Annotated in this window: 24 protein-coding genes and 1 tRNA gene; 14 read left to right on the forward strand and 11 right to left on the reverse strand. The window is 61.0% G+C overall.

Annotation, left to right across the window (positions count from 1 at the left end; all coding sequences use genetic code 11):
- Positions 1-8 precede the first annotated feature (8 nt).
- Entirely contained in the window at positions 9-1907 is a 1899-nt protein-coding gene (locus tag JNJ45_04535) for a hypothetical protein (protein MBL8047929.1), read from the forward strand.
- Between the two features lie 3 nt (positions 1908-1910).
- On the opposite strand, the gene JNJ45_04540 is transcribed toward JNJ45_04535, so the two are convergent.
- The gene (locus JNJ45_04540; GenBank protein ID MBL8047930.1) at positions 1911-3221 is read right to left on the reverse strand and encodes a dihydroorotase; all 1311 of its coding nucleotides are present in this window, start codon (positions 3219-3221) and stop codon (positions 1911-1913) included.
- 120 nt (positions 3222-3341) lie between these two features.
- Between JNJ45_04540 and JNJ45_04545 the strand changes: the two genes are divergently transcribed.
- The 3 genes from JNJ45_04545 to JNJ45_04555 are packed head-to-tail and all read left to right on the forward strand — an operon-like array spanning position 3342 to position 4869.
- Entirely contained in the window at positions 3342-3932 is a 591-nt protein-coding gene (locus JNJ45_04545; GenBank protein MBL8047931.1) for a PEP-CTERM sorting domain-containing protein, read from the forward strand.
- Positions 3933-3936: 4 nt separating this feature from the next.
- Entirely contained in the window at positions 3937-4635 is a 699-nt protein-coding gene (locus tag JNJ45_04550; GenBank protein ID MBL8047932.1) for a glycosyltransferase family 2 protein, read from the forward strand.
- 18 nt (positions 4636-4653) lie between these two features.
- Positions 4654-4869, forward strand: a complete 216-nt coding sequence (locus tag JNJ45_04555; protein MBL8047933.1) for a hypothetical protein — start codon at positions 4654-4656, stop codon at positions 4867-4869.
- 39 nt (positions 4870-4908) lie between these two features.
- Here JNJ45_04555 and JNJ45_04560 read toward each other — a convergent pair.
- Positions 4909-4983: transfer RNA gene (locus tag JNJ45_04560), tRNA-Gly, on the reverse strand.
- Between the two features lie 74 nt (positions 4984-5057).
- On the opposite strand from JNJ45_04560, the gene JNJ45_04565 reads away from it, so the two are divergent.
- Positions 5058-5813 (forward strand): hypothetical protein, encoded by a 756-nt coding sequence (locus tag JNJ45_04565; protein ID MBL8047934.1) that lies wholly within the window; start codon positions 5058-5060, stop codon positions 5811-5813.
- Here JNJ45_04565 and JNJ45_04570 read toward each other — a convergent pair.
- The 3 genes from JNJ45_04570 to JNJ45_04580 all read right to left on the reverse strand — a co-directional run bounded on the left by JNJ45_04570 (position 5810) and on the right by JNJ45_04580 (position 9402).
- Positions 5810-6676 carry a sigma-70 family RNA polymerase sigma factor gene (locus JNJ45_04570; GenBank protein ID MBL8047935.1) on the reverse strand — a complete coding sequence of 289 codons (867 nt, stop codon included), beginning with the start codon at positions 6674-6676 and terminating at the stop codon, positions 5810-5812. The genes JNJ45_04565 and JNJ45_04570 overlap by 4 nt on opposite strands.
- A 132-nt stretch (positions 6677-6808) precedes the next feature.
- Positions 6809-8554: a DNA primase gene (gene dnaG / locus JNJ45_04575; GenBank protein ID MBL8047936.1), complete on the reverse strand. Its 1746-nt coding sequence runs from the start codon at positions 8552-8554 to the stop codon at positions 6809-6811.
- Positions 8555-8562: 8 nt separating this feature from the next.
- Complete coding sequence (locus JNJ45_04580; protein ID MBL8047937.1) at positions 8563-9402, reverse strand: hypothetical protein; 840 nt, start codon at positions 9400-9402, stop codon at positions 8563-8565.
- A gap of 149 nt (positions 9403-9551) precedes the next feature.
- Here JNJ45_04580 and trxA point away from each other — a divergent pair, with 149 nt between their 5' ends.
- Positions 9552-9869 (forward strand): thioredoxin, encoded by a 318-nt coding sequence (gene trxA, locus JNJ45_04585; protein MBL8047938.1) that lies wholly within the window; start codon positions 9552-9554, stop codon positions 9867-9869.
- A 64-nt stretch (positions 9870-9933) separates the two neighbouring features.
- Here trxA and JNJ45_04590 read toward each other — a convergent pair whose 3' ends face one another.
- From JNJ45_04590 to JNJ45_04610, 5 genes are all read right to left on the reverse strand, one after another.
- Positions 9934-11253, reverse strand: coding sequence for a flagellar hook protein FlgE (locus JNJ45_04590; GenBank protein ID MBL8047939.1), 1320 nt, complete (start codon positions 11251-11253; stop codon positions 9934-9936).
- A gap of 162 nt (positions 11254-11415) precedes the next feature.
- Positions 11416-11802, reverse strand: a complete 387-nt coding sequence (locus tag JNJ45_04595) for a hypothetical protein (protein ID MBL8047940.1) — start codon at positions 11800-11802, stop codon at positions 11416-11418.
- Positions 11803-11804: 2 nt separating this feature from the next.
- Positions 11805-12461, reverse strand: coding sequence for a hypothetical protein (locus JNJ45_04600; protein ID MBL8047941.1), 657 nt, complete (start codon positions 12459-12461; stop codon positions 11805-11807).
- Positions 12462-12473: 12 nt separating this feature from the next.
- A complete protein-coding gene (locus JNJ45_04605; GenBank protein ID MBL8047942.1) occupies positions 12474-14048 on the reverse strand; it encodes a flagellar hook-length control protein FliK in 1575 nt (524 codons plus the stop codon).
- Positions 14049-14135: 87 nt separating this feature from the next.
- Positions 14136-14726, reverse strand: a complete 591-nt coding sequence (locus JNJ45_04610) for a hypothetical protein (protein ID MBL8047943.1) — start codon at positions 14724-14726, stop codon at positions 14136-14138.
- Positions 14727-15471: 745 nt separating this feature from the next.
- On the opposite strand from JNJ45_04610, the gene rfbD reads away from it, so the two are divergent.
- From rfbD to JNJ45_04640, 6 genes are read left to right on the forward strand one after another with little or no spacing between them, the layout of a single operon-like run.
- Positions 15472-16356 carry a dTDP-4-dehydrorhamnose reductase gene (gene rfbD / locus JNJ45_04615; GenBank protein ID MBL8047944.1) on the forward strand — a complete coding sequence of 295 codons (885 nt, stop codon included), beginning with the start codon at positions 15472-15474 and terminating at the stop codon, positions 16354-16356.
- Positions 16357-16406: 50 nt separating this feature from the next.
- Positions 16407-16979 carry a DUF4339 domain-containing protein gene (locus tag JNJ45_04620; protein ID MBL8047945.1) on the forward strand — a complete coding sequence of 191 codons (573 nt, stop codon included), beginning with the start codon at positions 16407-16409 and terminating at the stop codon, positions 16977-16979.
- A gap of 47 nt (positions 16980-17026) precedes the next feature.
- Positions 17027-17683 carry a fructose-6-phosphate aldolase gene (gene fsa, locus JNJ45_04625; GenBank protein MBL8047946.1) on the forward strand — a complete coding sequence of 219 codons (657 nt, stop codon included), beginning with the start codon at positions 17027-17029 and terminating at the stop codon, positions 17681-17683.
- A 21-nt stretch (positions 17684-17704) separates the two neighbouring features.
- Positions 17705-17944 carry an NIL domain-containing protein gene (locus JNJ45_04630; protein ID MBL8047947.1) on the forward strand — a complete coding sequence of 80 codons (240 nt, stop codon included), beginning with the start codon at positions 17705-17707 and terminating at the stop codon, positions 17942-17944.
- Positions 17941-18843, forward strand: coding sequence for an acetylxylan esterase (locus tag JNJ45_04635; protein MBL8047948.1), 903 nt, complete (start codon positions 17941-17943; stop codon positions 18841-18843). The genes JNJ45_04630 and JNJ45_04635 overlap by 4 nt, the downstream gene beginning before the upstream one ends.
- A 24-nt stretch (positions 18844-18867) precedes the next feature.
- Positions 18868-20766, forward strand: coding sequence for a thioredoxin family protein (locus tag JNJ45_04640; protein MBL8047949.1), 1899 nt, complete (start codon positions 18868-18870; stop codon positions 20764-20766).
- On the opposite strand, the gene JNJ45_04645 is transcribed toward JNJ45_04640, so the two are convergent.
- On the reverse strand, positions 20763-21872 hold the full coding sequence (locus tag JNJ45_04645; GenBank protein MBL8047950.1) for an HD domain-containing protein: 1110 nt from the start codon (positions 21870-21872) through the stop codon (positions 20763-20765). The two genes, JNJ45_04640 and JNJ45_04645, sit on opposite strands and share 4 nt — an antisense overlap.
- Before the next feature lie 69 nt (positions 21873-21941).
- Here JNJ45_04645 and JNJ45_04650 point away from each other — a divergent pair, with 69 nt between their 5' ends.
- Together JNJ45_04650 and JNJ45_04655 are read left to right on the forward strand one after the other, a co-directional pair.
- Positions 21942-23111: a GAF domain-containing protein gene (locus tag JNJ45_04650; protein MBL8047951.1), complete on the forward strand. Its 1170-nt coding sequence runs from the start codon at positions 21942-21944 to the stop codon at positions 23109-23111.
- Positions 23108-24289 carry a sigma-54-dependent Fis family transcriptional regulator gene (locus tag JNJ45_04655; GenBank protein MBL8047952.1) on the forward strand — a complete coding sequence of 394 codons (1182 nt, stop codon included), beginning with the start codon at positions 23108-23110 and terminating at the stop codon, positions 24287-24289. The genes JNJ45_04650 and JNJ45_04655 overlap by 4 nt, the downstream gene beginning before the upstream one ends.
- The last annotated feature ends 47 nt before the right edge of the window (positions 24290-24336 follow it).

Consider the following 24336-nt stretch of genomic DNA (forward strand, 5'->3'; position numbering starts at 1 on the left):
TAACACTCATGGAAGATCAAACTCCGGTCCCCGTGCCCGCTCCGGCGGAGCGTCCAAAAATCAACTTTTGGACGTTCCTGCCGCTGATGTACTTCATGCAGGCCATCCCGGTGGTGCTGGTGCAAGGCGTGGCCGCGATCATGTTCAAGGACCAGGGGGTCGAGAACCAGGAGATCACGCGTTGGATTGCGCTCATCGGTCTCCCGTGGGCGCTGCAAATGTTGCTCGGGCCGCTGGTGGAATTCAACAGCACGAAGCGCAACTGGATCGTGGTGGGGCAGTTCACCATCGCGGTGGGCATCTGTCTCACCGCGTTCGCGCAGAAGCTTCCGCACTCCTTCACCATCAGCCTGGTGATTCTCGGCGTCACGGCCATCACCAGCGCGCTGACCAATATCGCCGCCGACGGCTACTACATGATCCTGGCCACCAAGGACGAGCAGGCCCGCTATGTCGGCGTTCGGACGACATGCTTTCGCCTGGGGGTGCTGTTCTGCAAGAGCCTGCTTGTGGTCATCGCCGGGCTCCTCATTTCGTTTACACCGCTGAAACTGAGCGTGGCCTCGCCGGCGGGCATTGCCCTGTTGCCGAAGACGGCTGAAGCGGAGAAGAATGCGGAGTACGTGTATCGCGACACCGTTTCGGTCGTAGTCGAAGGCGGGAAACTCGTGGACCAAGCGACAAAAATGCCCATTGTCGTCGCCCCGACGGGTGGCAGAGCCGGTGCCGTAGAGGCTCCTCCCGGCACGTACGGCCTCCGATACGACGGCCGGAGCCTCATCGCCCAAACGGGCGGCGGTGAAAAGAATCTTGGATTCCTGTTCACGAATGGCCAAACCCTTCCCGAGAAGGCCGAGAGCAAGAGCGGCATGGAGCCACGCCTCGCGTGGACATTCACGTTCTTGGTCGCGGCGATCGTCTACGGGCTCGGCGCCCTGTGGAGTAGCCGCGCCACGCCGAAAGTTCACGTCCCGGTCGAGGGCAACGTCAACGTCTTTCAGATCGTCAGCCTCGTCGGCCTGGGGCTCAGCGGCTACTTCATGATGAACGCGCTCCTGCGCCTCACCCTGCATGGCCTTGCGCGTGGCTTCGGCTCGGAGGGCCTCAAGGGATGGTTGCTGCCGGATAACAATCTGATGCTCGGGTTCGCCACGTTTGCCAACCCGGTCGCGGTCGAATTCTCGCAACTTCTCCTCTGCGCCGCCATCTTCCTGTTTCTCGTTTTTGTGGCCCGCCTCACGATGAAGGGAAGCGACCTCGCGGCCTCGATGGAAGACTTTTTCAAGCAACCCGGCATCGTCAGCATCTTCTTCTTCGTGCTGTTCTATCGGTTCGGCGAGGCGATGCTCACGGGCATGGTGCCGCTGTTCTACAAGGACGTGCCGAGCAAGGGTGGGCTGGCCGTGCCCAACGAGGTTCTTGGCACCATTGATGGCCTCGCCGGAGTGATCGGCATTATCCTTGGCGGAATCGTCGGCGGGCTCTTCATCTCCAAGCGCGGAGTGCGCAAGTCGTTTTGGATCCTCGCCGCCGCGATGTACGTGCCGAACCTGATGTACTTGTGGGCCAGCATCGCCCGACCCCAGCCGGGGGCGCTGTACTTTGTCGCGTTCATTGACCAGTTCGGCTACGGATTTGGCTTTGCCGGCTACTTCGTGTATCTCATGTGGGTCGCCCAGCGCGGAAAGTATCAGACCGCGCACTACGCCATCGCCACCGGACTCGGCGCGCTAACCATCGCTTTCGCTGGTGCTCTCGGAGGAGTCGTGCAGGCTAACTTCGGCTACACCGCGCTCTTTGTGGTCGTCCTGCTGGTGAGCATTCCCGGGTTGGTGGCCATGTACAGCGTGCCGATCGACGACTCGGCCTCGAGCTTTGCCACCGAAGCGATCAACGAGGTTGACTAGCCGCTACTTCCACGAATAGGTGACCGCTCGCCCCTGGCCCATGCGCTCGGGGCGAGCGTCTTTAACCACCCGCGTCCCGCGCACAAACACATGCTGAGGCTGACCCACCAGCGTCCAGCCTTCGTAGGGGCTCCAGCCGCACTTGCTTTGCAGCCAATGGCTTTCGACTTTGAACTCTCGCCGAGGGTCTAGCAGCACGAGATCGGCGTCGTAGCCTTGCTTGATGTGGCCCTTGTTGACGATGCCGTAGAGTTCGGCAGGGCGCTCGCACCCCATGCGAACCAGCTTTTCCAGGCTCAGGCGGCCCCGCTGCGCCCAGCTCAGCATGACCGGCAACAGCGTTTGCACGCCGGGCATGCCGCTCGGACTCTCGGGGTAGGGTTTGGCTTTTTCTTCCAGCGTGTGCGGCGCATGGTCGCTGCCCAGAACGTCGAACAGGTCATTCTCAAACGCCTCAAAAATGGCAGCCCGATGCGACTCGTCGCGAATCGGCGGGTTCATCTGGAGCAACGTGCCCAGAGTTTCGTAAAGCTCGGCGTTCAGGGTCAGATGCTGCGGGGTGGCCTCGCAGGTCACGGGCAGACCCTCCGCCTTGGCCGCGGCGAGCATCGGCAGCTCGTCTTGCGTGGAAATGTGCAGCACGTGCACCGGCCGCCCGGTCTCGCGGCACGCGGCGATCACGCGCTCGGTGCAAAGGCGAGCCGCCTCGGCGTCGCGAATATTCGGGTGCTCGCGGACGTGGGCTCCAGCGGCGTATTGCGCTTTGCGCGCCCTGAGCCGAGGCTCGTCTTCGCTGTGGATGGGGCAGGGGCGCTTGCCGTTGGCCAGCACACGCAAGAGGTGCTCATCGTCTTCGATCAACAGGTTGCCGGTGGACGACCCGGCAAAAATCTTCACGCCGGGCGTTCCCGGGAGCATTTCCAGCGCGGCGAGTTGATCAATGTTGTCGGTGGCCGCCCCGACAAAGAACCCGTAATCGCACCACGCGCGGCCCTCGGCACGCTGCAGCTTGTCATCAAGCGCAGCGGCGGTCGTGGTGGTCGGATTGGTGTTGGGCATCTCGAAAATCGTCGTCACGCCGCCCATCACCGCGCAACGCGTACCCGATTCGAGGTCTTCCTTGTGCATCATTCCGGGTTCGCGGAAGTGCACCTGCGTGTCGATGATGCCGGGCATGGCGACCATGCCGCCCGCGTTAATCTCGTCGCGCCGCTTGTTGTAAATCGTGCCGATTTCGGCGATCTGGCCCCCCTCAATGCCGATGTCCGCGACCTGTCGGCCCGTGGCCGAAATGATCTCCGCTTCGTGAATCACCCAGTCAAACATTGGTGGTCCGACATCCCTGCGTACGGGCCCAAGCACGGGCCAGAGTGTTGCTCAGCATGCACCTATTTTGTGCGATTGGTTGGTTTTCGTGCCGATAATTTCACTGGGATGGGTGTTTTGGTCAAGGGTTTTGGGGCCGTGGTGCTGGGGGCGTGTGTCGCTTCCGCGGTGGCCCAGCAACGGTACTCCGTGTCGTATTCCGCGCCAACCGGCGACGGCGTGGCGCAGGGCCTCCCCTACGACTTGACGGACCAAACGGGCCGCCAACTCCAAGACCGCATTCCGGGGGCCGACCAATGGCGAGCAAACTTGGGTCAAGGTGCGGCCTACGAATGGGTTGGGTGGCGCAACGCCGAACCCGCGATCGAGTTCCGGTTTGCTCCGGCCACCCGCATCGACCGCATCCGCATCGGCTTCGCCCGCAACGAGTCGAGCCGCATCTATGTGCCGCCGGTGATCATTCTCAACTGGGTGTTCTACAACATCAACCCGGCGCTGGTCGCGCCCAACAGCCGAGGATTCATCACGGTTTTGGGGCGGTGGGAAACCGAAACCTTGCGCTTGCAATTGGTGGACGGCAACACCCAGCGGTGGATTTTGGTGGACGAAATCGAGTTCTATTCCGTGCCCGAGCCTGCAAGTGTGTTGCTCTTGCCGGCGGCCGCGCTTTTGGTGATGCGCCGAAGGCGAGTATCCTAGCGTCATGTCCGACGCCCGCCCGCCCGATGTCAGCATCATCGTGCCGGCCCTGAACGAAGCAGCCACCATCGGCGAGGTAATCACGCGTCTGCTCGCGTTGCCCCTGAGCACACAGATTGTGGTCGTGAACGATGGCAGTCGCGACAAGACCGGCGATATTCTCGCGGAGTTCGCCGATCGCATCACGGTCATCACAAATCCCGAGCCCGGCGGCAAAGGCATGGCCATTCGCACCGCGCTGAAAGTTGCCACCGGGGAAGTGGTGGTGATTCAGGACGCCGACCTGGAGTACGATCCGGCGCAGATTCCGAGCTTGATCGAGCCCATTCTCGCCGGAACCGTGAACGTGGTTTACGGCAGCCGATTTATGCACGGTCTTCATCCAGGTATGGCGCTCCCCAATAAGTTGGTCAACCTCATGCTGCGCGGCGCGGTGCGCCTGTTGTTTGGCACGCGAATTACCGACGAAGCGACCTGCTACAAAGCCCTGCGACGAGAACTCCTGCAAAGCATGGACTTGCAGTGCCACCGGTTTGAGTTCTGCCCCGAGGTCACGGCGAAAGCTCTGCGACTCGGAGAGACCATTCGCGAAGTTCCGATTACCTACGAGCCGCGCAACTTGAAAGCGGGGAAGAAGATTCGCTGGACGGACGCGCCCGAGGCATTCGCGACGCTGTGGAAGTATCGGAAGTGGCGCAAGTAGACCGGTACACTATCGGCTATGGCGCGATGGAACTTTGAGGGCGTACCTCGCCGTGAGCTGAAAGAAGCTCTGCGGCGACGAGAAATCGTCAACCAATACGTGCGCCGCAACGCCTGCATGCTGTGCATGCGCGAGGGCGTCATGGCCTGCGGCCTTTGCGAATATTGCTACGCCATGCTCGACGGCGAAGAACTGAACGCGGCCGTTGATTGGAACACGGGATTTCGACCCTGATAAAAGAAAAGAGCCGCCTATTGGCGGCTTCTCCAAACTTGGAGCGGGAGACGAGATTCGAACCCGCGACATTCTCGTTGGCAACGAGATGCTCTACCACTGAGCTACTCCCGCAAGTAGAAAGATAGTACCAACCTTTCCCGTCCCGCGCAAGGGGGTCGGGGGCAAAATTCGCCATAATCATTGTTGTGACCGACCTTGCCGCAATTCGCCCGAAGCTAGAAGACCTGCTTCGCACCTGCGGCACCATCGCCTTGGAGGTTCGCGCCAACCACGATCGCCGCGTAAAGCCGGACGGTTCGCTGGTGACCAAGGCCGATCAGCAGATTGAGGATTTTCTGCATGCCGAGCTCCCGAAACTCGTGCCCGGCACCCGCGTGTGGGGCGAGGAGCACGGCCACCAATCTCCCGGCGAGTCAGGTTTGTGGCTGGTTGATCCGGTGGATGGCACCACCAACTATTCGTTTGGATCGCCGCTGTGGGGCACGAGCATCGGCCTGTTGCAGCAAGGCACCATCACGCTTGGCGGCATGATTCTGCCCGAGCTTCGCGAAATATATTCGGCTCACTCGCAAGGAGGCGCGACCCTCAACGGCAAGGCGTTGCCGCCGGTCCGCCCCGGAGACATTGATCGCACCGAACTCGTGAGCTACGCCGAGGACACCCTACTGGCGTATCCAACGGCCGATATTCCCGGCAAAATGCGCTACAACGGCGCGTTCGTGGTGGAAGCCGCGTTCATGGCCAAGGGAGCGTTTCGCGGCCTCATCAGCCAGCGGGCAAACCTCTACGACATCGCGGCCAGCGTGGTGATTTTGCAGGAATTGGGCGCGGAGTTTCGCCAAGTAACCGGCGAGGCCATTGATCTGGAATGGGTGGCGCAACACGGACGCATGCCGGGGCCTTTTGTGATCTTCCCGGCCGGCAATACGTTCCGCGTTTAGCGGCAGAGAATCGAGGCTAGCTCGTCGCGCACGCGCGTCGAGCGCAACTTACGCAGACCTTTTTGCTCAAGCTGGCGCACGCGCTCGCGGGTCATGCCGAGAATGCGCGCGATGTCTTCGAGTGTGTGGCACACGCCATCATCGAGGCCAAAGCGCAGGCTCATCACGCTCTTTTCCTTTTCGCTGAGGTCCGAGAGTGCGGTTTGCACAACCGACTGAATCGCGAAGTCGCGCGTCACTTGGTCATCGGCTTCATGCTCGTCGGAAATCACGTCGAGCAGGCTGAGCTCGTGCTGGTCGGTGGACGATGTCTCCATCGAGATGGCTTGCGGGAGGTTCTGATAGAACTCCTCGACGCGGGCCAGGTTCTCACCGCTCGCGTAGGCGAGCTCTTCGAAGCTCGGCTCCCGCTGCAACTGATTGATCAGCGACGTGCGGAATCGGCTGAGCTTGCTAAACGAGGCAAGCGTGTGGATCGGAATGCGGATCGTGCGACCGTGATCCATCACGGCGCGGGACACGGCTTGGCGAATCCACCATGTAGCGTAGGTGCTAAACCGGTTGCCGCGATCAATCTCAAACTTATCGAGGGCGCGGATGAGGCCCAGGTTGCCTTCTTGGATCAAGTCCACCAGGGTCAGGCCGCGATTGGAGAACTTCTTCGCGATGCTGATGACCAGGCGATAGTTGCTCTCAATGAGGCGGTGGCGCGAGGCCAGGCATCCATCCTTGGCGCGTGAAATAAGAGTTCGCTCTTCGTCCGCCGAAAGGGGCGGAAACTTTCGAACTCGTTGGAGCCAAGCCGGCACCTGATCCGCAATTAGACCTGGTGCCTCGTCGGCGATGTAAGCGTGAGCAAGCACAATAATCTCCCTTATAAATCAGTGTACAACCATCGTCTGGTGAAAACAAGGGCAGATTTTAGAAAGATTTTAGAATATCGTTATAGCAGGCTAAAACACGGGAGAAAGCTGGCAATTGTGCTGGTCACAATTTTAGGCGTCACGGCCTGCATCTTTGAGTTGACGCCACCGCTCGGTGAAGTCACGCACGCCTTCGCCTTCGAACTTGCCCTCCAGCCGCTGGCGCTTGAGAAGGATTTGGCGGCGCTTTTGGACGAGGATGTTCATCGCCCCAATGACGTCTTGTTCGCGAATCGGAACCACGCCGATCGGGCGTTCGCGTTGCAGAGCCAGGTCGCCGAGCAAGCTCTCGACTTCCTCGTTGCCTAGTTGGCCTAGCCACTCTGATACCGGCCCGCTCGGGGCTTCGTCGCCAAAGGCTTCCAGGCAGGCCAGCTGCACAGCCGTTGCTTGCGGAGAACTGAAAATATCCGATTCGTCCAGCACTTCCCAAGCGAGCGGGCGGAGTTCTTCGATGAGCAACGCCTCCAGAATCATCTTTTCTGCGCCCGGCAACGGTGCCGACTTCATGTTGGCGACGGCGCGGGGCGCTTCGTCGCCGGCCCGCTTTTGCGGACGGAGAACCTGGTACGCCTCTTTTCGCAAGGCCCGGTACGCGGCGTGCGGATCGCGAATATGCGGATAGGTGGCCGCGAGTTGCTGCAGGTGGGTCTCAAGTTCCAGGTTGTTGCGGCACAGCTTGAGCGCGCCGTAAACATTCGCCCAGTAGCCGTCGGAATCCACGCCGTACTGCATCTTCAAGCGCTCGAGCGCGTACTCCACCGGAGAGAGTCCGCCGCCCGCCGCCCGAATCACCGCCTCCGCCCCGACCTCCTTGAGCAAAGAATCGGGGTCTTGCCCTTGCGGCAGCAGCGCGACCTTGACGTTGAGGCCCTGGGCGATGAGGATTTCGCTCGCCCGTTCGGCGGCCTTTTGGCCCGCCTCATCGCTATCGTAGAGAATCGTGACGTTCTTCGCCCAGCGTTGCAGAAGCCGCGCTTGGTCTTCGCTGAGCGCGGTGCCAAGCGAGGCGACGGCGGTGGTCAATCCGGCGCGGTGGCAGGCGATCACGTCCATGTAGCCCTCCACCAGCACGGCCCGATCTTGGTCGGCGATATCGGCCTTGGCGCGGTTGAGCCCGTAGAGAACCTTGCGCTTGCTGAAGAGGGGCGTGTCGCCGCTGTTGATGTATTTCGGCTGACCTTGCCCGAGAATTCGTCCGCCGAAGGCGACAACCTGGCCGCGCTCGTCACGGATCGGGAACATCAGCCGGTCGCGAAACTTATCGAGGTAGCCCGAACGTGCGTCGCCGTCCACCAAAAACAGTTCTTGCGCCTCGGCCAGAGAAGCGCCGCTCTTCTTGAGAAACGTGGCGAGCTCGTACTCGCCCGGACTGTAGCCAAGGTCCCAAGCCTGGCGCACGAGGTCGGTCAGCCCGCGCCGCTCGCAATAGTCGAGCACACCCTTGGCCGAGTTGATGCGCTCAGCGAAAAACTGCGTCGCCAAGTCCATGGTGCGGCGATACTGGTTCTTGCGGCCCTGCTCTTGGGCTTGGCCCTTGCGGAGCTCGATCCCGGCGCGCTGGGCGAGGAGTTCCATCGCTTCGCGGAACTCGACCTTCTCGGTCTCCATGACCCAGGTGAAGACGTCGCCGCGCGCGCCGCACGACCAGCAGCGGTATCCGCCGGTGTCATCGGACACCTGCATGGAGGGGTCCTTATCAGGATGAAAAGGACAAAGGCCCCACCAGCCTTTGCCCTTTTTCTTTAGGTTGACGCGTTCTTGGACGAGTTCAACAATGCTAATCCGCGCGCGGATCTGATCGCGATCGTCCGACACGCCGTCCGTTACTTACCGGCGGCGACGACGATGCCCGTGATCACGTGCGGCTTGTTCGGTTCCATTCGGCTGAATCGGAACGCTACCTTCCCGCGCTGCAGATACTTGACGACGAACGAATCGCCGGCTAGATCGTAGCCATCGGGTTGGAAGTACTTGTTCGACAGCGTCTTGAAGTTGTCGCCAAACTTGATACCGCGGCTGGTGCGCACGTTTGGATCGTTGATGCCGATCGCTTCGATTTGCACGACACGGTTGAACTTGTCGATGACGAACGAGTAGCGGGCATTCTTGCGCTTGTAAACCCACTTGGTGAACTGCACGGAAGTTGCCGTGGTCGAACCACCGCCGCCGCTACCGCCGTTCCCACCGCCGGGGCCACCGGGAAGGGGAGGCGAGCCGCCATCGCGACCACCGGCGTCGGCCGGCGACATGTCGCCCGCACCGGCATTGGCTTGTCGCCAACCGACGTTGCTAAACGGATCGCCAATAAAATCTTCGCCTGAACCAGGTCGGGTCACGGCTCCCGGAGGTGCCATATCGCCCGAGCCGGGGCTACCGCCGCCAGCCGGAGCACCGCCGCCCTTCGGCGGGCGGGTGAGGCCTTGTTCGCCACCGCCACCGCCGCCGCCTGCGCCACCGGCTCCACCGCCGGTGCCGAGCGTAATCGCGAGGATGTCATCGGGCGGGCCGAACTTGTTGATTACCTTGAGGCCGGGGGAATACAGCGGGATCCCAACCAGCGCCGTTTCGGCGACGCGGCCAATGCGCTTGGTGCGCGGTTGGGCGTCAATGGTCAGGGTCGAAGCCACGAGGGCTAGGCTCAAAACAGCCGGGAATAACTTCATAATTCGATTACACGCCTCCTTGCGGCGATTCCAAAGAGTCAGACGCCCCCACCCGCCCTTTTTGTTACACGCGTTTTTCCCGGGCCGGGTATACCCATGCGACATCTCCGCGTTCCTATACGTCGGAATATTCACAGGTACAAAAACTCATGGCAGCTTCTGTAACAACTTCACAATGGGACACCGAGGTTCTTAACTCGGACGTCCCCGTTCTTGTCGACTTTTGGGCTACCTGGTGTGGTCCGTGCCGCATGATTGGCCCCAGCATTGACGAGCTTTCCAGCGAGTACGCGGGCAAGGCCAAGGTGCTTAAGCTCAACGTGGACGAGGAAGGCGATATCGGCGCAAAGTATGGCGTCATGAGCATTCCCGCTCTGCTCGTGTTCAAGGGCGGCCAACTGGTCGAACAGAATGTCGGCGCGATGCCGAAGCCGCAAATCGCGGCCATGCTCGACCGCCACATCTAAGTCCCACAAAAAGAATGCCCCGGCGAACCACTGCCGGGGCATTGTTGCGTTAGCCGCTAGGGCCTTAACGCTTCATGTTGATCAGGTCTTGCAGCATTTCGTCGACCGTGGTGACAACCCGCGTGTTGGCTTGGAAGCCACGCTGCGTGATGATCAGGTCGGTGAACTCGTTCCCGATGTCCACGTTCGATTGCTCAAGGAAGCCCGAGTTGACGACCCCGCGACCACCCGAGCGCGGCGTTCCGACGACGGGGATGCCCGAGTTGTCGGTGTTGCGCCACAGGTTGCTGCCTTGGCGTTCCAGACCGCCCGGGTTAGGGAAGATCGCCATGGCGATGTTGCCCAGCGAGCGGGTCAGACCGTTGGTGAAGAGACCGGTCACGACGCCGTCGGTGCTAACCGAGAAGCTCGAGAGCGATCCGGGCGGGAAGCCATCTTGCTCGTCCAGATTCACCTGCGATTCGGGAGCGGTAGCGGAGCCGGTTTTCAGCTGAGTGACCTTGCTCATGTCAAGCGAGAACGGAAAGTCCAGCGAGTTGCCCGGCGTCGGCACAGTGACGGTGCGGATCGCGTCGCCATTCAGCACGTTCCCGTTGACGTCAAAGTCAAGCGCGGCCCCTTCGGGTGAAGCGCCATCTGACTGCGCGATTTCCACACCGTTGCCGTCCATGACGCGCCATTGCCATCGCGAGTTGACGCCCGGAGCTGCCGGAGTAAACGGCGCTTCTTGACGATTGAAGAACTCGACGCTGACATCGTGGCTCCCGCCTTGGCCGTCAAACACGCGGAACTTTGTGGTCCAGTCGGCGACGCCCGGCGCGGTGCGCGGGTCGCTGCCGACTGCGTGGTAGCCCGAGAGGTTGCCGGCGAGGGCCGACTTGGTGGTTGCCTGCACCGCGTTGAGGCGTCCGATCGGGATGTTCACCCGGCTCGAGGCGTCAATCGGGATGCTCGTGCTTTGCGAGCCTTGGCGAATGAAGTCCCAACCGAGGACGCGCTCGCCCGTCGCCCGGTGAACCATGTCCCCGTTCGAGTCGAGGTCAAAGGCGCCGTCGCGAGTGTAAGCCACACGGCTGCCATCTCCCGTCATGAAGTACCCGTTGCCCTGGATAGCCAGGTCGGTCGGGCGGTTGGTAGCGTTAAGCGATCCTTGCTCGTTATTGACGTCCGTGCCAGCCACCAACACGCCAAGACCGAACTGGATAGGGTTCGTCCCGCCGAGGCTCCCGGTCGGGCGACCAGCGCCGCGAATGGTTTGGGCCAACATGTCTTGGAACGTGACGCGGCTACCCTTGTAGGCGGTCGTGTTCACGTTGGCAACGTTGTTGCCGATGATGTTCATGCGCGTTTGTTGCGCTTTGATGCTGGCGACGCCAGCGAGCATTGCTTGTAGCATAGTGGTTCTCTGTTACTGTCCTAGGTTGGAAAGGGAACCGGGCTCGGCCATTCGGGCCTTGCGTTGCTCTCGAACACCGGGGTGTTCGATCCAGCGGTTTTCAGTTCTGTTTCCGGTCGTCGCTGGCGAGCCAGCTACAAATTGTTGGCGCTAAACGATGACGGCGCTATCGATGTTGGTAAACACGTTGTCCTTGAGTCCGGCCTTGTCCACGGCGGTGATGACCGTCCGGTTCTTGACCGAGACCACGAGGGCCACGTCGTCGACCATGACCAGCGATTCGCGCGCACCTTTGGCGGCGGCCTGATCCACCCCCTTCATCACTCGCTCCCATTCGCCTTGACCGAGTTCGATGTTGCGGCTCGCCAGACGGGTCTGGGCGTGGCCACTCACCTTGAGGCGGTCGGCAAGAAGGGATTGAAACTCGGCGCCTTGCTGAGCACGATCGACCGGCGTGGTCGGCGCACTTGTGGCCGGGGTGACGCCCCGGGTGGCCAGCATGTCGCTAAGTTTCGAGTTCTGAATCGGGTTACTCATGGTTAGTTGCTAAACGAAAGCACGTTCGAGAGCGAGACTTTGACGTTAGTTCCAAGACGATCCTTCATGGTCAGATAGACCGTGCCCTTTTCGAAAGACACCTTGTCCACCGTGCCATCAAATTCCAGCGGCGAGCCGTCGGCGTTCTTTTGCGTCGGGTGATAGGCAGTTGCCTTTTTGCCGATGAGGTTGGCCGCGCTGGCCGCATCCAGAATCTGCTGAACGCTCGACGAAACCGCCGAATCACCCACGGCGCGGATGTGTTCGGATTGGATTTCGACAATCCCGCCATTGCTTTCTTGCACTTGCAGGAAGCGGTCGCCGTTGCGGATGATGAGTCCCCGCACCACGCCTTGCACGTAGTCGGTGTCGCCAGCGGCGGCATTGGGTCGGGTGGCCGTAATGGATTTGCCGATCAGCTGGTTCGCCTGCGTAATCTCGTCGTTATTGGAGATTTTATCGAGGCCTTGAACCGTACCGAGCTGCGCCATTTGGGCGAAGAAGTCGCGGTCGTTCATGGGTTCCAGCGGGTTTTGGTTGGCCAACTGTGTGGTCAACAGCCGCAGGAACGTCTCCATGTTCAGTTCCGAGGTCTTGCGGGGAGTGGTCGCGCCGAAATACTGCGCGCCATTTACCGGGGTTACTGCGATGTCAGGCATGGTTGAGGTTCCCTAGATGAGGTAGTCGAGGCCCATGGACGTAGGCGAGGTATAAGCTCGGGCGACCGGGGCGAGGGCGTGGCTCGGAGGAGCGAAGTGTCGAGCCAGTTGTTGCTGGCGGGCGAAATCTTGGTGCGTCGCGGTTTGGTGCTGACCTTGCTGGTTGCCGGAATGGCCGCCGGTGCTCACGTTGAGCGAGCCCAGGCTAAGGCCGCGGCTCTCAACCTGCTGCACGAGTTGCTGCTTATTGCTTTCCAGCGACTGCGCGACTTGCTGATTGGTGGCCTGAATCTCGGTGCGGACCTGGCCGTTGTCAAGCTTCACGCTCATCGTGATCTGGCCCAATTCGCGCGGTTCCAGATGGATGGTCAACGCACCTTCTCGGCGAAACGCGAGGAAAGTCTCGGCGCGGTCCACGATTTGACGGTGCAGTTTGGCATCGTCAATCGGGGCTTGCGGCTTTTCCTTAGGCTGGCTCGCTTCGGTGCGCGTCGGCGCTACGCCTTCGCGGGTCGTCAAGTCAGCCTTTGGTTCGTCAACCGGCTTGGAATCCTTGCTTGTTTCCTTGGTTTCGAGGGTGAGGAGTCCGTCCTTAATTGGGGTGGTCTCGCTGCCCTTGAGTTGGAAAACTTCTTCCTTCGGCGCGTTGGCGGGTGCCTGCGGCTCCACGACCGGTTCCGGCGTGGGCTTGGCGGCCTTGGTCACGGTTTCGGTCACGGGTTGCGCTGGGACTTCAACACGCTCGATGGTTTCCGAGAAGCCGCTTTCAAAGGCGCGCTTCATATCCACGCGGTCGGCGAACGCGAACTTGCTCTTGGGCTTCGGTTGGGCGGCGACCACTGGCTCAGTCGGGGTGGTGACCTTGGCTTCGGCGGGTTGCTTGGGAGCAATCTCGTCCGTCGTGAACGTGATTTTCGCCGGATTCAAGGGCTCGCCGGTGAGCGGATGGCGCGGCACTTCTGCGGATTGCTCCACCTTCGTCGGGTTCAGAAAGTCGAGTTGCTCGCTGGTCAGCAGCTGGGTGTCAGCCGACTGCTTGACGGTGCCAGGCGCGACCTGCAAGTCTTGCTCGGGCGTGGTGACTTCCACCTTGGCATCGGCCTTTGGCGCGAGGTCGTATTCGGCGAACTCGCGGCTCGGGGCGAACACGGGCTCTTCATCCGGGGCTACGGCACCCACGGTTTCGACCTTGGCTTCCGGCTCATCGGTGGCCACGATCGCAGCTGACGGAACGAACTGCGGCGGCACCGCATAGGCGAGAACCTCGGCGGTAAGCGCGGGCTCGACCTCGTCGTCGCCATCGGTCTGCGGGCGGCAGTCCGTGTGAGCGGCGTTTCGTGGTTCGATCGGGAGGTCCAGCGGCTGGGTTTCGGTTGCATTCGGCAATTCGATGTGCGCTTCCTCGATCGTCAGGTTGATCGGAGGGCCGGGTGGTCCCGGGTCTGGAACATCGGGCGGCGTGGTGAGCGCCTGTTCCAAGAGACCCGCAAACTCCGGGGCCAGGTCCGGCGAGACTGCCGGCGCGCCAAACTGCGCTCCGGTTTCCGCGGGAACTGCTCCTAGTTGAAGTAGCGACTCGATCTGCATAGTGCCATTTGTGTTGTTGGCAAGATGCCGATTTCCTTCAGGGGGAAAATCGCTCTCCTCAAGTAGCGCTTGAGGTTTTGAGGCGGACTAGGCTGGATCCGGGGAGGTTTCGCGCAGCCCCGAATCGCGGTGCCGCCTGCCGATGCCCCACCCGATGATGAGTGAGACAACTGGCAGTCCGAGTTCAAGATAGTAAATGCCCTGGGGCCAATTGGTCTTGACGATCGATGCCAACGCTTCGAACACCAACGATATACAGGCGGTGCCAGCGAAGAACTCCAGGATTCCCTTGGGGGCGGGGCGGCGCCAAACAAGAAGGGCGGGGATAAGCACAACAACCAGATATCCGTACCACGGAAGTCTGATTTGAACGCCGGCCAAACTCAGGAGTTTGAACACCAAACTCACCACAATGCTAGTAAACGCGATGCTTATGGCGAGCTTTTCCGCTGAGGTGTCCTTGGTATTCCAGGCGACCGTAATGGCAATCACCGTTGAGAGGATTGAGACAAAGATTCCCCTTGCGGTGTTTGGTTCGCCGATGGGGAGGCTTTGCATGAGCCACAGCCAACCCAGCGCACCGGCCGCGAATCGCAGCAAGCCATTGCGCCGGCCATCCCAGCCATCAACCAGACACGCGAAAACCCCGAGGGTCAGGAGGATGGCAGATATTTGCATGACACTAAGATATACCAGTTGGACTGGCCGGAGGATTCGAGTTTTTCTGCTGACGCAGGGTCTCGTGTCGAGCTGCGACCAGAGCGCTGGCGCCCAACCAGACTGCAAGTAGCATGAACCACAAGTTCGGCGTGTTATCAAACAGCCTAGTCTCGATGCTGATTGCGATATATATCCCGAGGAGCAAGACGGGAAGCGTGCAGATGGCAGCCCGAGTAAACGTCACCCAACGGCTTTCGTGGTAGCCGAAAGCGGCGGCCACAACGAGGCAGATTAACAGCGTCAGGCTCCGGTCTTGCCAAAAATCTGCGCTCCTCGGCGGTATTGCGCCGGCAATCCCAATGGCAAACGAGGCGATAGTGGCGAGGAAGGCAACGCCGGGCAAGATTCGGTGTACGAAGCTCCTTGGGATCAAACTGAGCGCGATTATGGGCACGGCCAAAAAAATTGACCAAGGGGAATCGAGATAGACCCAGGAAGTATCCCACCATACTGAGCCGAATAAGCCGAGTGGAATGAGTGGTGCCGCAACCGTTGTTGAGTAACCGGCCAGCCACCGATCCTCACCTGTCCTCCACGCGATTCCAAGGATCGCCAACGGAACCACGAAGTAGAACACAAACATCAATGGAGTACTCATTTCGTATCGGAATCGGCGCGTAAAGGGTTAGCCAGGGCAGGTTAGTGCGCAACGGTGAGCCACAGGTAGAAACTCCACACCCTACCTTACACTCATAATCTGACCGTGGCTGCAAAAAAATCCCAACCGCAACCGGCAACGCTCGTCCTGGGCGGCACGGGCATGCTGGGGCGAGAGGTTGTGGCGCACTTGCCGCCGCCGGTTTGGGCGCCGACCCGTGACGAATTCGAGCTGGTCAATGTGAATCTCGAAACCGCCATCGGCGACCGCCGCCTTGCGGCAGTGGTCAATTGCGCCGCCTACACGGCCGTGGACCGAGCGGAATCCGAACCGATTCTCGCCCGCGAGTTGAACCACTTTTTGCCGAAGACGCTGGGCGCATGGGCGACTAAGCACCGCGTGCCGGTGGTCCACGTCAGCACCGACTTTGTCTTTGATGGCCGCGCCACAACTCCCTACTCGGCGGAAGCGCTCACCAACCCGCAAGGCGTGTACGCCAAGACCAAGGAGGCGGGCGAGCGCTACATCAACCACGGCTGGGTGGTGCGCACATCGTGGCTGTTCGGGAATGCTGGGGCGTGTTTTCCGCGGACGATGGTGCGCGCATGGCTGGCTGGGCGCGAACTGCGCGTGGTGAGCGATCAGGTGGGCACGCCGACCTACGCCTCCGACCTTGCGCAGTGGATCCGGGCGTTGTTGGCCAGTCCGATGCCGTTTGGAACGCTCCACGCCGCAGGCGCCGAGGCCATGAGTTGGTTCGAGTTTGCCCGATTGGTGATTGGGACTTACGAGGAAGTTCACCAGACTGGCTGCCCCATCCACATTGAGCCCATCGCGACCAAAGATTGGCCCGCGCCCGCTCCGCGACCCGCCTATTCCGCGCTCGATTCGTCCGTGGTGCACGAGCGTTACGGCCCGCCCACCCCGCTGCGAGAGGCAATTATCCAATTCGCCGAGCAAAACCCGCCGGAAACCCTGCTGGGACCTTAGTCGGGCCGCACAACAGAAATGCCCGCAACCCCGTTACAATAAGCAAGAACATGAGCGGAATCCCGAACAGCGTGGAATGGTATTACGTTGGCCACTATGGCCGCCTCGGTCCGCTCACCGAGGAGCAAGTCCGTGGCCTCATCACCGACCTGGTGATCGAGCGCAGCACCTACGTCTGGGTGACCGGCATGGCCGATTGGGCTCCGGCCGGCAACGTGCCGGCGCTGGTCACGATGTTCCCGGCGATGGCGTCTTCGCCGCCCCCGTTCCAGCCGAACATGCCGCCGGTGCAAACTTACGCCGCTCAGCCGCAAGGCGATGTTTTCCACCGCATGTTCAACGAGCCGGATTACGGCACCATGCCGACCGTGCCGAGCACGATGAACCCCTACGCGCGGCAAGATCCGGCGTATCAAGTGAGCGACAAGAGCCGCATCGCCGCCGGCATTTTGCAGATTCTCATCCCCGGCGTTGGGCGCATGTACCTGGGCCACGTTGCCCAGGGGGTCATGCAACTCATTTTGTCGCCCTGCGTGATCGGCGCCGTCTGGGCGTGGATCGACGGCATTTTGATGCTGTGCGGAAACGTGAAGTTCGACGGCTACGGCCGTCGGTTGCAGTAGCACTTGTCCACGGGCTGGTCGGCCGCCCTCCGGTAAACTAGCTGGACATGAAAATCTTTCTCGATACCGGCGATATCAACGAAGTGCGGCAGGCCGCCGAGTGGGGCGTGATTGATGGCGTCACCACCAATCCCACGCTCATCGCCAAGTCAGGAAAGGGATTCAAGGAAACCGTGCTCGCGATTTGCGAGGCCGTGCCCGGCGGCGACATTAGCGCCGAAGTCGTGGCCACCGACTACGAAACCATGGTGAAGGAAGCCATGGAGATTAGTAGCTGGCATCCGCAAGTCACGGTTAAGGTGCCGCTGATCAAAGACGGCATTCGGCTGGTGAGTTTCCTCGCCGACAAGGGCATTCGTACCAACGTGACGCTGGTCTTTACGGTGGGACAGGCACTTCTGGCGGCCAAGGCGGGCGCCACCTACATTTCCAATTTTGTCGGGCGCGTGGATGACCTCAACACAGACGGCATGCAAGCCGTCATTGACACCGTCGAGATGGTGGATGTGTACGGTTTTGATAGCGAAGTGCTCGTCGCCAGCGTGCGCCATCCGCTACACGTGACGCAGGCCATCCAAGCCGGAGCGCATGTGGCCACGATGCCGCTCAAGATCATTGAAGCGCTGTTCCATCACCCGCTCACCGATTCGGGCCTCACCCGGTTCCTTAAGGATTGGAGCGACGCCGGATTGAGCATCAGCTAAGGGTATAACCAACACAAACGCATGGCACTGGTTGACATTCATCTCACCGCAAAAGGCGACGCCGTAAACGAGCCGTTCATCTGGCGCATCGGCCGCGATTTCGACGTCAAAGTGAACATCGTCAAGGCGAGCATCGACACCGATTTCGGGTGGATGCACATCACCCTGGAAGGAGCGGTGGAAGAAATTCAGCGCGCCACCAGCTGGCTGATGACCACCGGCCTGCACGTCGATACCCAGCAACGCTCCGTAAAGGCGTGACGCCGTACGTGCCCGAAGACTTCGACCAGTTTTGGGCCGAAGTGGTCGAGGAAGCGCGCGCCGTCCCTCTTGATTTCCGTCGCTCGCGGCGCAACGATTTCGTGCTCGACGGGTTTTTTGTCGAGACGATTTGGTTTCAATCGGTGCAGGGTCGCACGGTCGAAGGCTGGCTCGCGATCCCGCGCGACGGCGAGGTCTTCCCGGGCTTCGTTTGGTCGCCGCCGTATGGCCGCGAATCGCTGCTCCCGAATCGGTACGGCACCCGAGCCGGAATGGTGAGCCTCTCGCTCAATTTTCATGGGCACGGCGCTTTCCACCAGGAAAAGTACACGCCCACCCGCGGCTACTTTGCCGATGGTGCGGACGACCCCAACACCTGGGTGTTTCGCCGCATGTTTCAGGATGCGTTTATCGCCGCCCGCGTGCTGGAAGCCCAACTCGAAGTGGATGAACGTCAGATCGCGGCGATGGGCATGAGCCAAGGCGCGGGCCTTTCGTTGTGGCTCGGCGCGCACTGCCCGATTGTTCGCGCGGTGGCCGCGGACATGCCATTTCTCGGCGCGATGCCTGACGCGCTCAGCCGGAACGCGTACCGCTACCCGCTCAAAGAGCTGATTGACTACATGGAGACGATTCCGTTTGGGCGGGAACGCGTGCTCTACACCATTAGCTACTTCGACACCATGAATCAGGCCACGCGCGTGCGGGTGCCGACGCTCATTAGCCGCGGTCTGAAAGACCCCGCCTGCCGACCAGAAAACGTGCAGGCAATATACGACGCCGTTCCGGCCGCCGACAAGCAACTGGTCACATACGATTGGGGCCACGATTGGCATCCGGACATGGTGGAGAATAATCGCGATTTCGTCCTTCGCGCCTTAAAGTCGGAACTCAGTTAACGCAATTGTCATATGAACACTGGTATGCCCCTTCGTCTTCGCTCGGTCCTTGTCGCTCTTTTCGCGTTCATGCTTTCGTTGGCCGGAGCGCAACTGACCGAGAAAACCGCGGTGAAGTGGGAGGCCGCTTTGGGCCAGGACACCCTGAACAAGGGCGAGTGGGGAACCATTAAGCTGACTGCGACCGTGGCCGAGGGCTATCACATCTACGACACCACCGAAGTCGCCGATGGGCCGTTCCCAACTCAGGTGACGGTGACCGGCGATGCCGTGTTTACCGAGAAGCTGACGATTTTGGGCTCCGAAGTGAGCCGCCTGATGGAGCCGGCGCCGAAGGTGAAGTTCGACCCCAACTTCCAGAAGAAGGTTGGCACGCACGAAGGAACGATCACCTTCACGGTGCCGTTCCGGGCCGAAAAATCAGGCGAGATCGTGGTGAAGCTGAATCCGATGGCGCAAGCCTGCAACGACGGCGGCTGCCTCCGACCCTGGGGGCCGGAGATGACCGTCAAGGTCTCGGTCGGAACCGGCGCGGTGCGTAGCGATTTCGCCAATCCACCCGCCGCCAAGGTGGTGGAAAAGGCCGCTCCGGCTGGCGGTGCGATCAACGAAACCGCTCAGCGCTTTAACGAAGCGAAAGACGGCGGCATCTTCAGCTTTTTCCTTTTTGCCTTCGCCAGCGGCCTCATCGCGCTTGTCACGCCATGCGTGTTCCCGATGATCCCGGTGACCGTGAGCTTCTTTAGCAAATCGAGCGGCGGCAGCTTCAGCAAGCAGATGAAGAGCGCCGGGCTCTACTGCCTCGGCATCATCGGCACGTTCACCATTTTGGGGCTCGGCATTACCGCCATCGCGGGACCCACCGGGGTTTCGCAGCTCGCCAACAATCTTTGGGTCAACCTGTTCCTCGCGATCCTGTTTGTCGTGCTCAGCCTGAGCCTCTTCGGCCTGTTTGAGCTTGTTCTGCCCAGCGGATTTGTGAACAAGGTGGACAAGTTCGGGCGCGGCGCGGGGTGGATGGCACCGATCTTTATGGGCACCACATTCTCGCTGACGACGTTCACCTGCACGGTGGCATTTGTGGGCACGGTACTCGCCAGTTCCGCCAAACTCGGGCCGCTTTACAGCATCGTCGGCATGGTCGGGTTTAGCACCGCGTTTGCGTTGCCATTCTTCTTCTTCGCGCTCTTCCCGAGCATGCTCAGCAAGATGCCTAAGTCGGGCTCGTGGCTGAACACGGTCAAGGCGACGCTCGGTTTCGTCGAGCTCATGGCGGCCTTAAAGTTCTTCTCGAACGTGGACCTCGCCGTGCAAGCCAAAGCGCTGACCATGCCCGTGTTCCTCGCGATCTGGGCGGGCCTCGCGCTGGTCACCGCGGCCTACCTGTTTGGCGGGCTGAAGCTTCCGCACGAAGAGCGCAGCAAAATCGGCTGGCTGCGCCGCGGCTTTGGCGTGGCGTTTATCGTGCTGGGCGGATACTTGCTCATGGGTCTAAACGGCAAATCGCTCGGCGAACTCGACTCGTTCTTGCCGCCAAACCCCTACCCAGGCATGGCTGAGAACCAAGGCGAAAAGCTCGTCTGGGAATCTGATCTCGAGAAGGCCAAGGCCCGAGCCGCCGCCGAAGGCAAGCTCATGTTCATTGACTTCACCGGCGTGTTCTGCACCAACTGCCGGTACGTGGAGCGCAACATCTTCCCGAAGGACGCGGTGAACGCCGAGCTCGAAAAGTTTGTGCTGGTGAAGCTGTACACCGACCGCCCTAAGAACGAGCAGGACGAAAAGTACAACCAGCTGAAGCTTAAGATGACGAAGTCCGCCGAGCTCCCCAGCTACGTGGTGACGCAAGACGGCGAGACGCCGATCCGGGTGAGCGGCTTCACCAAGAACGCCGAAGCGTTTGCCAAGTTCTTGCGCGGCTAGTTGAGTCCGGCGGCAACGCCGCTGAACAGCCCCATATCCGCCCGAACTGCTCGAACGCGTGGTTCGGCGCGGAAGAACGCGTTGACCACGCGCGGGTCGAAGTGCGTGCCGCTTTCGCTGAAAATGATGTCGAGCGCGCGCTGGTGCGAATATTCGTCTTTGTAGCATCGCGCCGAGGTCAGCGCGTCGTAGACGTCGGCCACGGCCACCACCCGCGCCACGAGCGGAATCTGGTCGCCCTTCAGTTGGTTCGGGTAGCCATGGCCGTCCCACCACTCGTGATGGCTGGCCGCGATCTCGATGCCGATTTCGACAAAGGCGTTGGTCGGGTGCAGTTGGTGCACGGCCCGCAGCGTGTCGGCGCCCAGTTCGCAGTGCGTTTGCATCACGCGGCGTTCGTCATCGGTGAGGCGGCCGGGCTTGAGCAAAATGTGGTCGGGAAGCGCGACTTTGCCGATGTCGTGCAGCGGGCTCGCGCCGTAGACCAGCTGCAAAAATGCGTCGTCAATCTCATCGCCAAACGTGCCTTCGAGCATCAACTGCTCGGCGATGATGAGGCTGTACTCGCGCATGCGGTCCAGGTGCTCGCCGGTTTCGGGATCGCGCGATTCGGCCAGTTTGCACATCGCGAAAATGGTCGAAAGCTCGGCTGATTCGGTGCGCTGCTTTTCTTTCTCCACCCGAATCTTGAGGCGCGAGTGCTCGCGTTCGATCTTGCTTTGGCGCTTCAATTCGCGCAAGTTGCGCTTGCGGCGGTCGAGGAGCGTGACCACGCGGGCGCAAAGCACCACGGGGTGAATCGGTTTGACCAGATAATCGTCGGCTCCGGCCCGGACGCACTGCGCGATCTGGCCGATGCGGGTCATGTCGGTGAGGGCGAGAATCGGAATCTCTTGCACGCCGCCGCTCACCTTAAAGCGCTCGATGCCCGCGACGGTCACTGCATCGAGGTCAACGATGATGAGGTCGAACGGGGCCACCAAACTGACGCTGATGCCTTCGCGCTCGGACTCGGCGCGAACGATCTCCGTCCCGGGTCCGTTCATATTCGCGGCCAGCCCTTCGGCCACGTCGCCATCCTGGCTAACGATGAGTATCCGGCTCATAATCCCCGCAAAATTGCGTTGATCGAATTATAACCTAAATCGAACCTATTGCAAGCCAATAATTTTGGAATGCATCATTCAGAGGACATTTGGGGCCTGTTTGACCTCGTCGGTCGAGCCTCCACCGACATCGGTCGAGCGCGCTTCGACCGGATTTTGGAGCACGTCGTGCGCGTGTTCGAAGCCGATGGCGGATCACTCTTTTTGCGCGAGGCGGGCGGCGACCACCATCCGCTGGTGAGTAAGGCGGGCGATCTTTCGAAGATGCCCTGGACGGCGGAAATCGTCCCTGGCGAGGGCATCGCGGGTACTGCGATCATGGAGTGCCAACCCTTGCTAATCGGCGATCCGAGCCAAGAATCGCTGCTCAAAAGCTCCATCACCCGCCGCAAGGAAATCGCAACGAGCCTTGTGCTTCCACTGGAGGGCCGCGCGAACGACGTATTGGGTGTGCTCTGCCTTTCGCGCCGCGCCAGCCATCAGCCGTTTACCGCCGACGATCTGCAAAAAGGCAAGAGTTTGGCCGGGTATCTCGCGCTGGCCGTGGCTAACGCCCAGATGATGCGGGACCTGCAAGACATGGAGCGCATGAAGCGCATGGCGGAGATCGGCCAAATGACGGCGAGCATCGCGCACGAAATCCGCAATCCGCTGACCGGAATCCGATCCGCCGCGCAGATGGTGCGCAGCAACCCCGAGTTGGCCGACGAATTTGGCGAGATTATCGAGAGCGAGGCGCGTCGCCTCAACGGTCTTTGCGACGACTTTTTGGCGTTCGCCAAGCCGCTCGCCTTGCACCCCGCGCCCACTGACTTGGGCGTGTTAGTACGGCTGGTCTGCGGTTTGTTGCAACCTCAGTTTGATCAGGCTCGCATCGCCTTGGTCGTGCGGGCTCCGGAGAAACCGGTTCGCCGCGAGGTGGACGAGTCGCGCATCAAGCAGGTGCTGAGCAACTTGGTGCTCAACGCGCTGCAAGCGAGCCAAGCCGGCTCGCGTGTGACCGTCGCGCTCAGCTCGGGCGGCACCATCACGGTCGAAGACGAGGGCGTGGGAATGGATGCGGAGACCGTCGGAAGACTGTTCAGCGCGTTCTTCACAACCAAGCCCAGCGGCACCGGACTCGGGCTCAGCATGGTGCAAAAAATTGTCGAAGCGCACGGCGGGGAAGTGAAAGTGACTTCAGAACCGCGCGTTGGCAGCCGATTTGAAATAGTGTTCTCCGAACGAAACGCCGCATGAGTACTTTGCCCCGCCTCCTAATTGTCGACGACGAAGCCAATATCCGGCGGATTCTGCAGGTGGCCTTCGAGAAGGCTGGCTACGCTGTGGTGATCGCCGAGGATGCTCACCGCGCCCAAAGCGCCATGCGCGAAAGCGCGTTTCAGTGCGTCATTTCCGACGTCACGATGCCGGGAATCACAGGTTACGAGTTCCAAAAGTGGGTGGCCGCCGAGTACCCCGACACGCCGTTTATCCTCATGACGGCCTTCGGCACGATCCCGCAAGCGATTCAAGCAATTCGCGACGGCGCGTTTGAATTTGTGACCAAGCCGTTTGATCTGGAGAACCTCAAGCGCGTGGTCGCCGCCGCGCTCAGCGAGCCGGGCCAAGCGCCAGCCAAAACAACGCGCAACAAAGCCAAGGGCAAGCAGGTGAACTTCATCGCCGAGAGCCCGCAGATGAAGGAGATTTATGAACTCGTTGAGCAGGTTGCCGACAGCCGCGCGACGGTGCTGGTCACCGGCGAGAGCGGTGCGGGCAAGGAGGTCATCGCCAACCTGCTGCACCAACTGAGCCCGCGCTCAGGCAAGCCGTTTGTCGCGTGCTCGTGCGCGGCGATGCCGGAGACACTGCTTGAGAGCGAGCTCTTTGGCTACGAAAAGGGGGCGTTCACGGGCGCCAATGGCAGCAAGCCTGGCCGGTTTGAACTCGCCCACAACGGCACGCTATTTCTGGATGAGATCGGCGAGATTCCGGGCACCATTCAGGCGAAGCTCCTGCGCGTGCTGCAAGAGCGCGAGTTTGAGCGTCTCGGCGCGACCAAGCCCACGCAGGTGGACGTGCGCCTGGTCACCGCGACGAACCGCGATTTGCAGGCCGAAGTGGATGCCGGCAACTTCCGACTCGACTTGCTGTACCGATTGCAGGTCGTGGAGATTTATCTGCCGCCGCTGCGCGAACGTCAGGCGGATATCGTGCCGCTGGCCGAGCATTTCTTGCGGAAGTTCGCGACCGAAAACGAGCGGAGCCTCACCACGCTCAGCGACGAGGCGGTGCATGCGTTGCAAACGCACAATTGGCCGGGTAACGTACGGGAGTTGAGTAACGTGATCGAGCGAGCCGTGGTGATGTCATCGCGCGAGGCGACCGAACTGGCCGCCAAGAGTTTGCCATCGCAAGTGCGACTCGCGGCGTAAAGTAGGGAAATCTTCTCTCGCGGCACCATAATGCCAGCGGGCTTCGG

This window comes from Chthonomonas sp., assembly GCA_016788425.1.
In the GTDB taxonomy this organism is placed as follows: Bacteria; Armatimonadota; Fimbriimonadia; order Fimbriimonadales; family Fimbriimonadaceae; genus JAEURQ01.

What these genes read in the sequence shown, in the direction of transcription:
- JNJ45_04595 (MBL8047940.1), bottom strand. Translation starts at nt 11,802, where the DNA reads ATGAGTAACCCGATTCAGAACTCGAAACTTAGCGACATGCTGGCCACC.
- JNJ45_04555 (MBL8047933.1), top strand. Translation starts at nt 4,654, where the DNA reads ATGGCGCGATGGAACTTTGAGGGCGTACCTCGCCGTGAGCTGAAAGAA.
- JNJ45_04600 (MBL8047941.1), bottom strand. Translation starts at nt 12,461, where the DNA reads ATGCCTGACATCGCAGTAACCCCGGTAAATGGCGCGCAGTATTTCGGC.
- JNJ45_04610 (MBL8047943.1), bottom strand. Translation starts at nt 14,726, where the DNA reads ATGCAAATATCTGCCATCCTCCTGACCCTCGGGGTTTTCGCGTGTCTG.
- JNJ45_04640 (MBL8047949.1), top strand. Translation starts at nt 18,868, where the DNA reads ATGCCCCTTCGTCTTCGCTCGGTCCTTGTCGCTCTTTTCGCGTTCATG.
- JNJ45_04590 (MBL8047939.1), bottom strand. Translation starts at nt 11,253, where the DNA reads ATGCTCGCTGGCGTCGCCAGCATCAAAGCGCAACAAACGCGCATGAAC.
- JNJ45_04650 (MBL8047951.1), top strand. Translation starts at nt 21,942, where the DNA reads ATGCATCATTCAGAGGACATTTGGGGCCTGTTTGACCTCGTCGGTCGA.
- JNJ45_04580 (MBL8047937.1), bottom strand. Translation starts at nt 9,402, where the DNA reads ATGAAGTTATTCCCGGCTGTTTTGAGCCTAGCCCTCGTGGCTTCGACC.
- fsa (MBL8047946.1), top strand. Translation starts at nt 17,027, where the DNA reads ATGAAAATCTTTCTCGATACCGGCGATATCAACGAAGTGCGGCAGGCC.
- JNJ45_04645 (MBL8047950.1), bottom strand. Translation starts at nt 21,872, where the DNA reads ATGAGCCGGATACTCATCGTTAGCCAGGATGGCGACGTGGCCGAAGGG.
- JNJ45_04545 (MBL8047931.1), top strand. Translation starts at nt 3,342, where the DNA reads ATGGGTGTTTTGGTCAAGGGTTTTGGGGCCGTGGTGCTGGGGGCGTGT.
- trxA (MBL8047938.1), top strand. Translation starts at nt 9,552, where the DNA reads ATGGCAGCTTCTGTAACAACTTCACAATGGGACACCGAGGTTCTTAAC.
- JNJ45_04535 (MBL8047929.1), top strand. Translation starts at nt 9, where the DNA reads ATGGAAGATCAAACTCCGGTCCCCGTGCCCGCTCCGGCGGAGCGTCCA.
- JNJ45_04620 (MBL8047945.1), top strand. Translation starts at nt 16,407, where the DNA reads ATGAGCGGAATCCCGAACAGCGTGGAATGGTATTACGTTGGCCACTAT.
- JNJ45_04630 (MBL8047947.1), top strand. Translation starts at nt 17,705, where the DNA reads ATGGCACTGGTTGACATTCATCTCACCGCAAAAGGCGACGCCGTAAAC.
- JNJ45_04550 (MBL8047932.1), top strand. Translation starts at nt 3,937, where the DNA reads ATGTCCGACGCCCGCCCGCCCGATGTCAGCATCATCGTGCCGGCCCTG.
- JNJ45_04605 (MBL8047942.1), bottom strand. Translation starts at nt 14,048, where the DNA reads ATGCAGATCGAGTCGCTACTTCAACTAGGAGCAGTTCCCGCGGAAACC.
- JNJ45_04655 (MBL8047952.1), top strand. Translation starts at nt 23,108, where the DNA reads ATGAGTACTTTGCCCCGCCTCCTAATTGTCGACGACGAAGCCAATATC.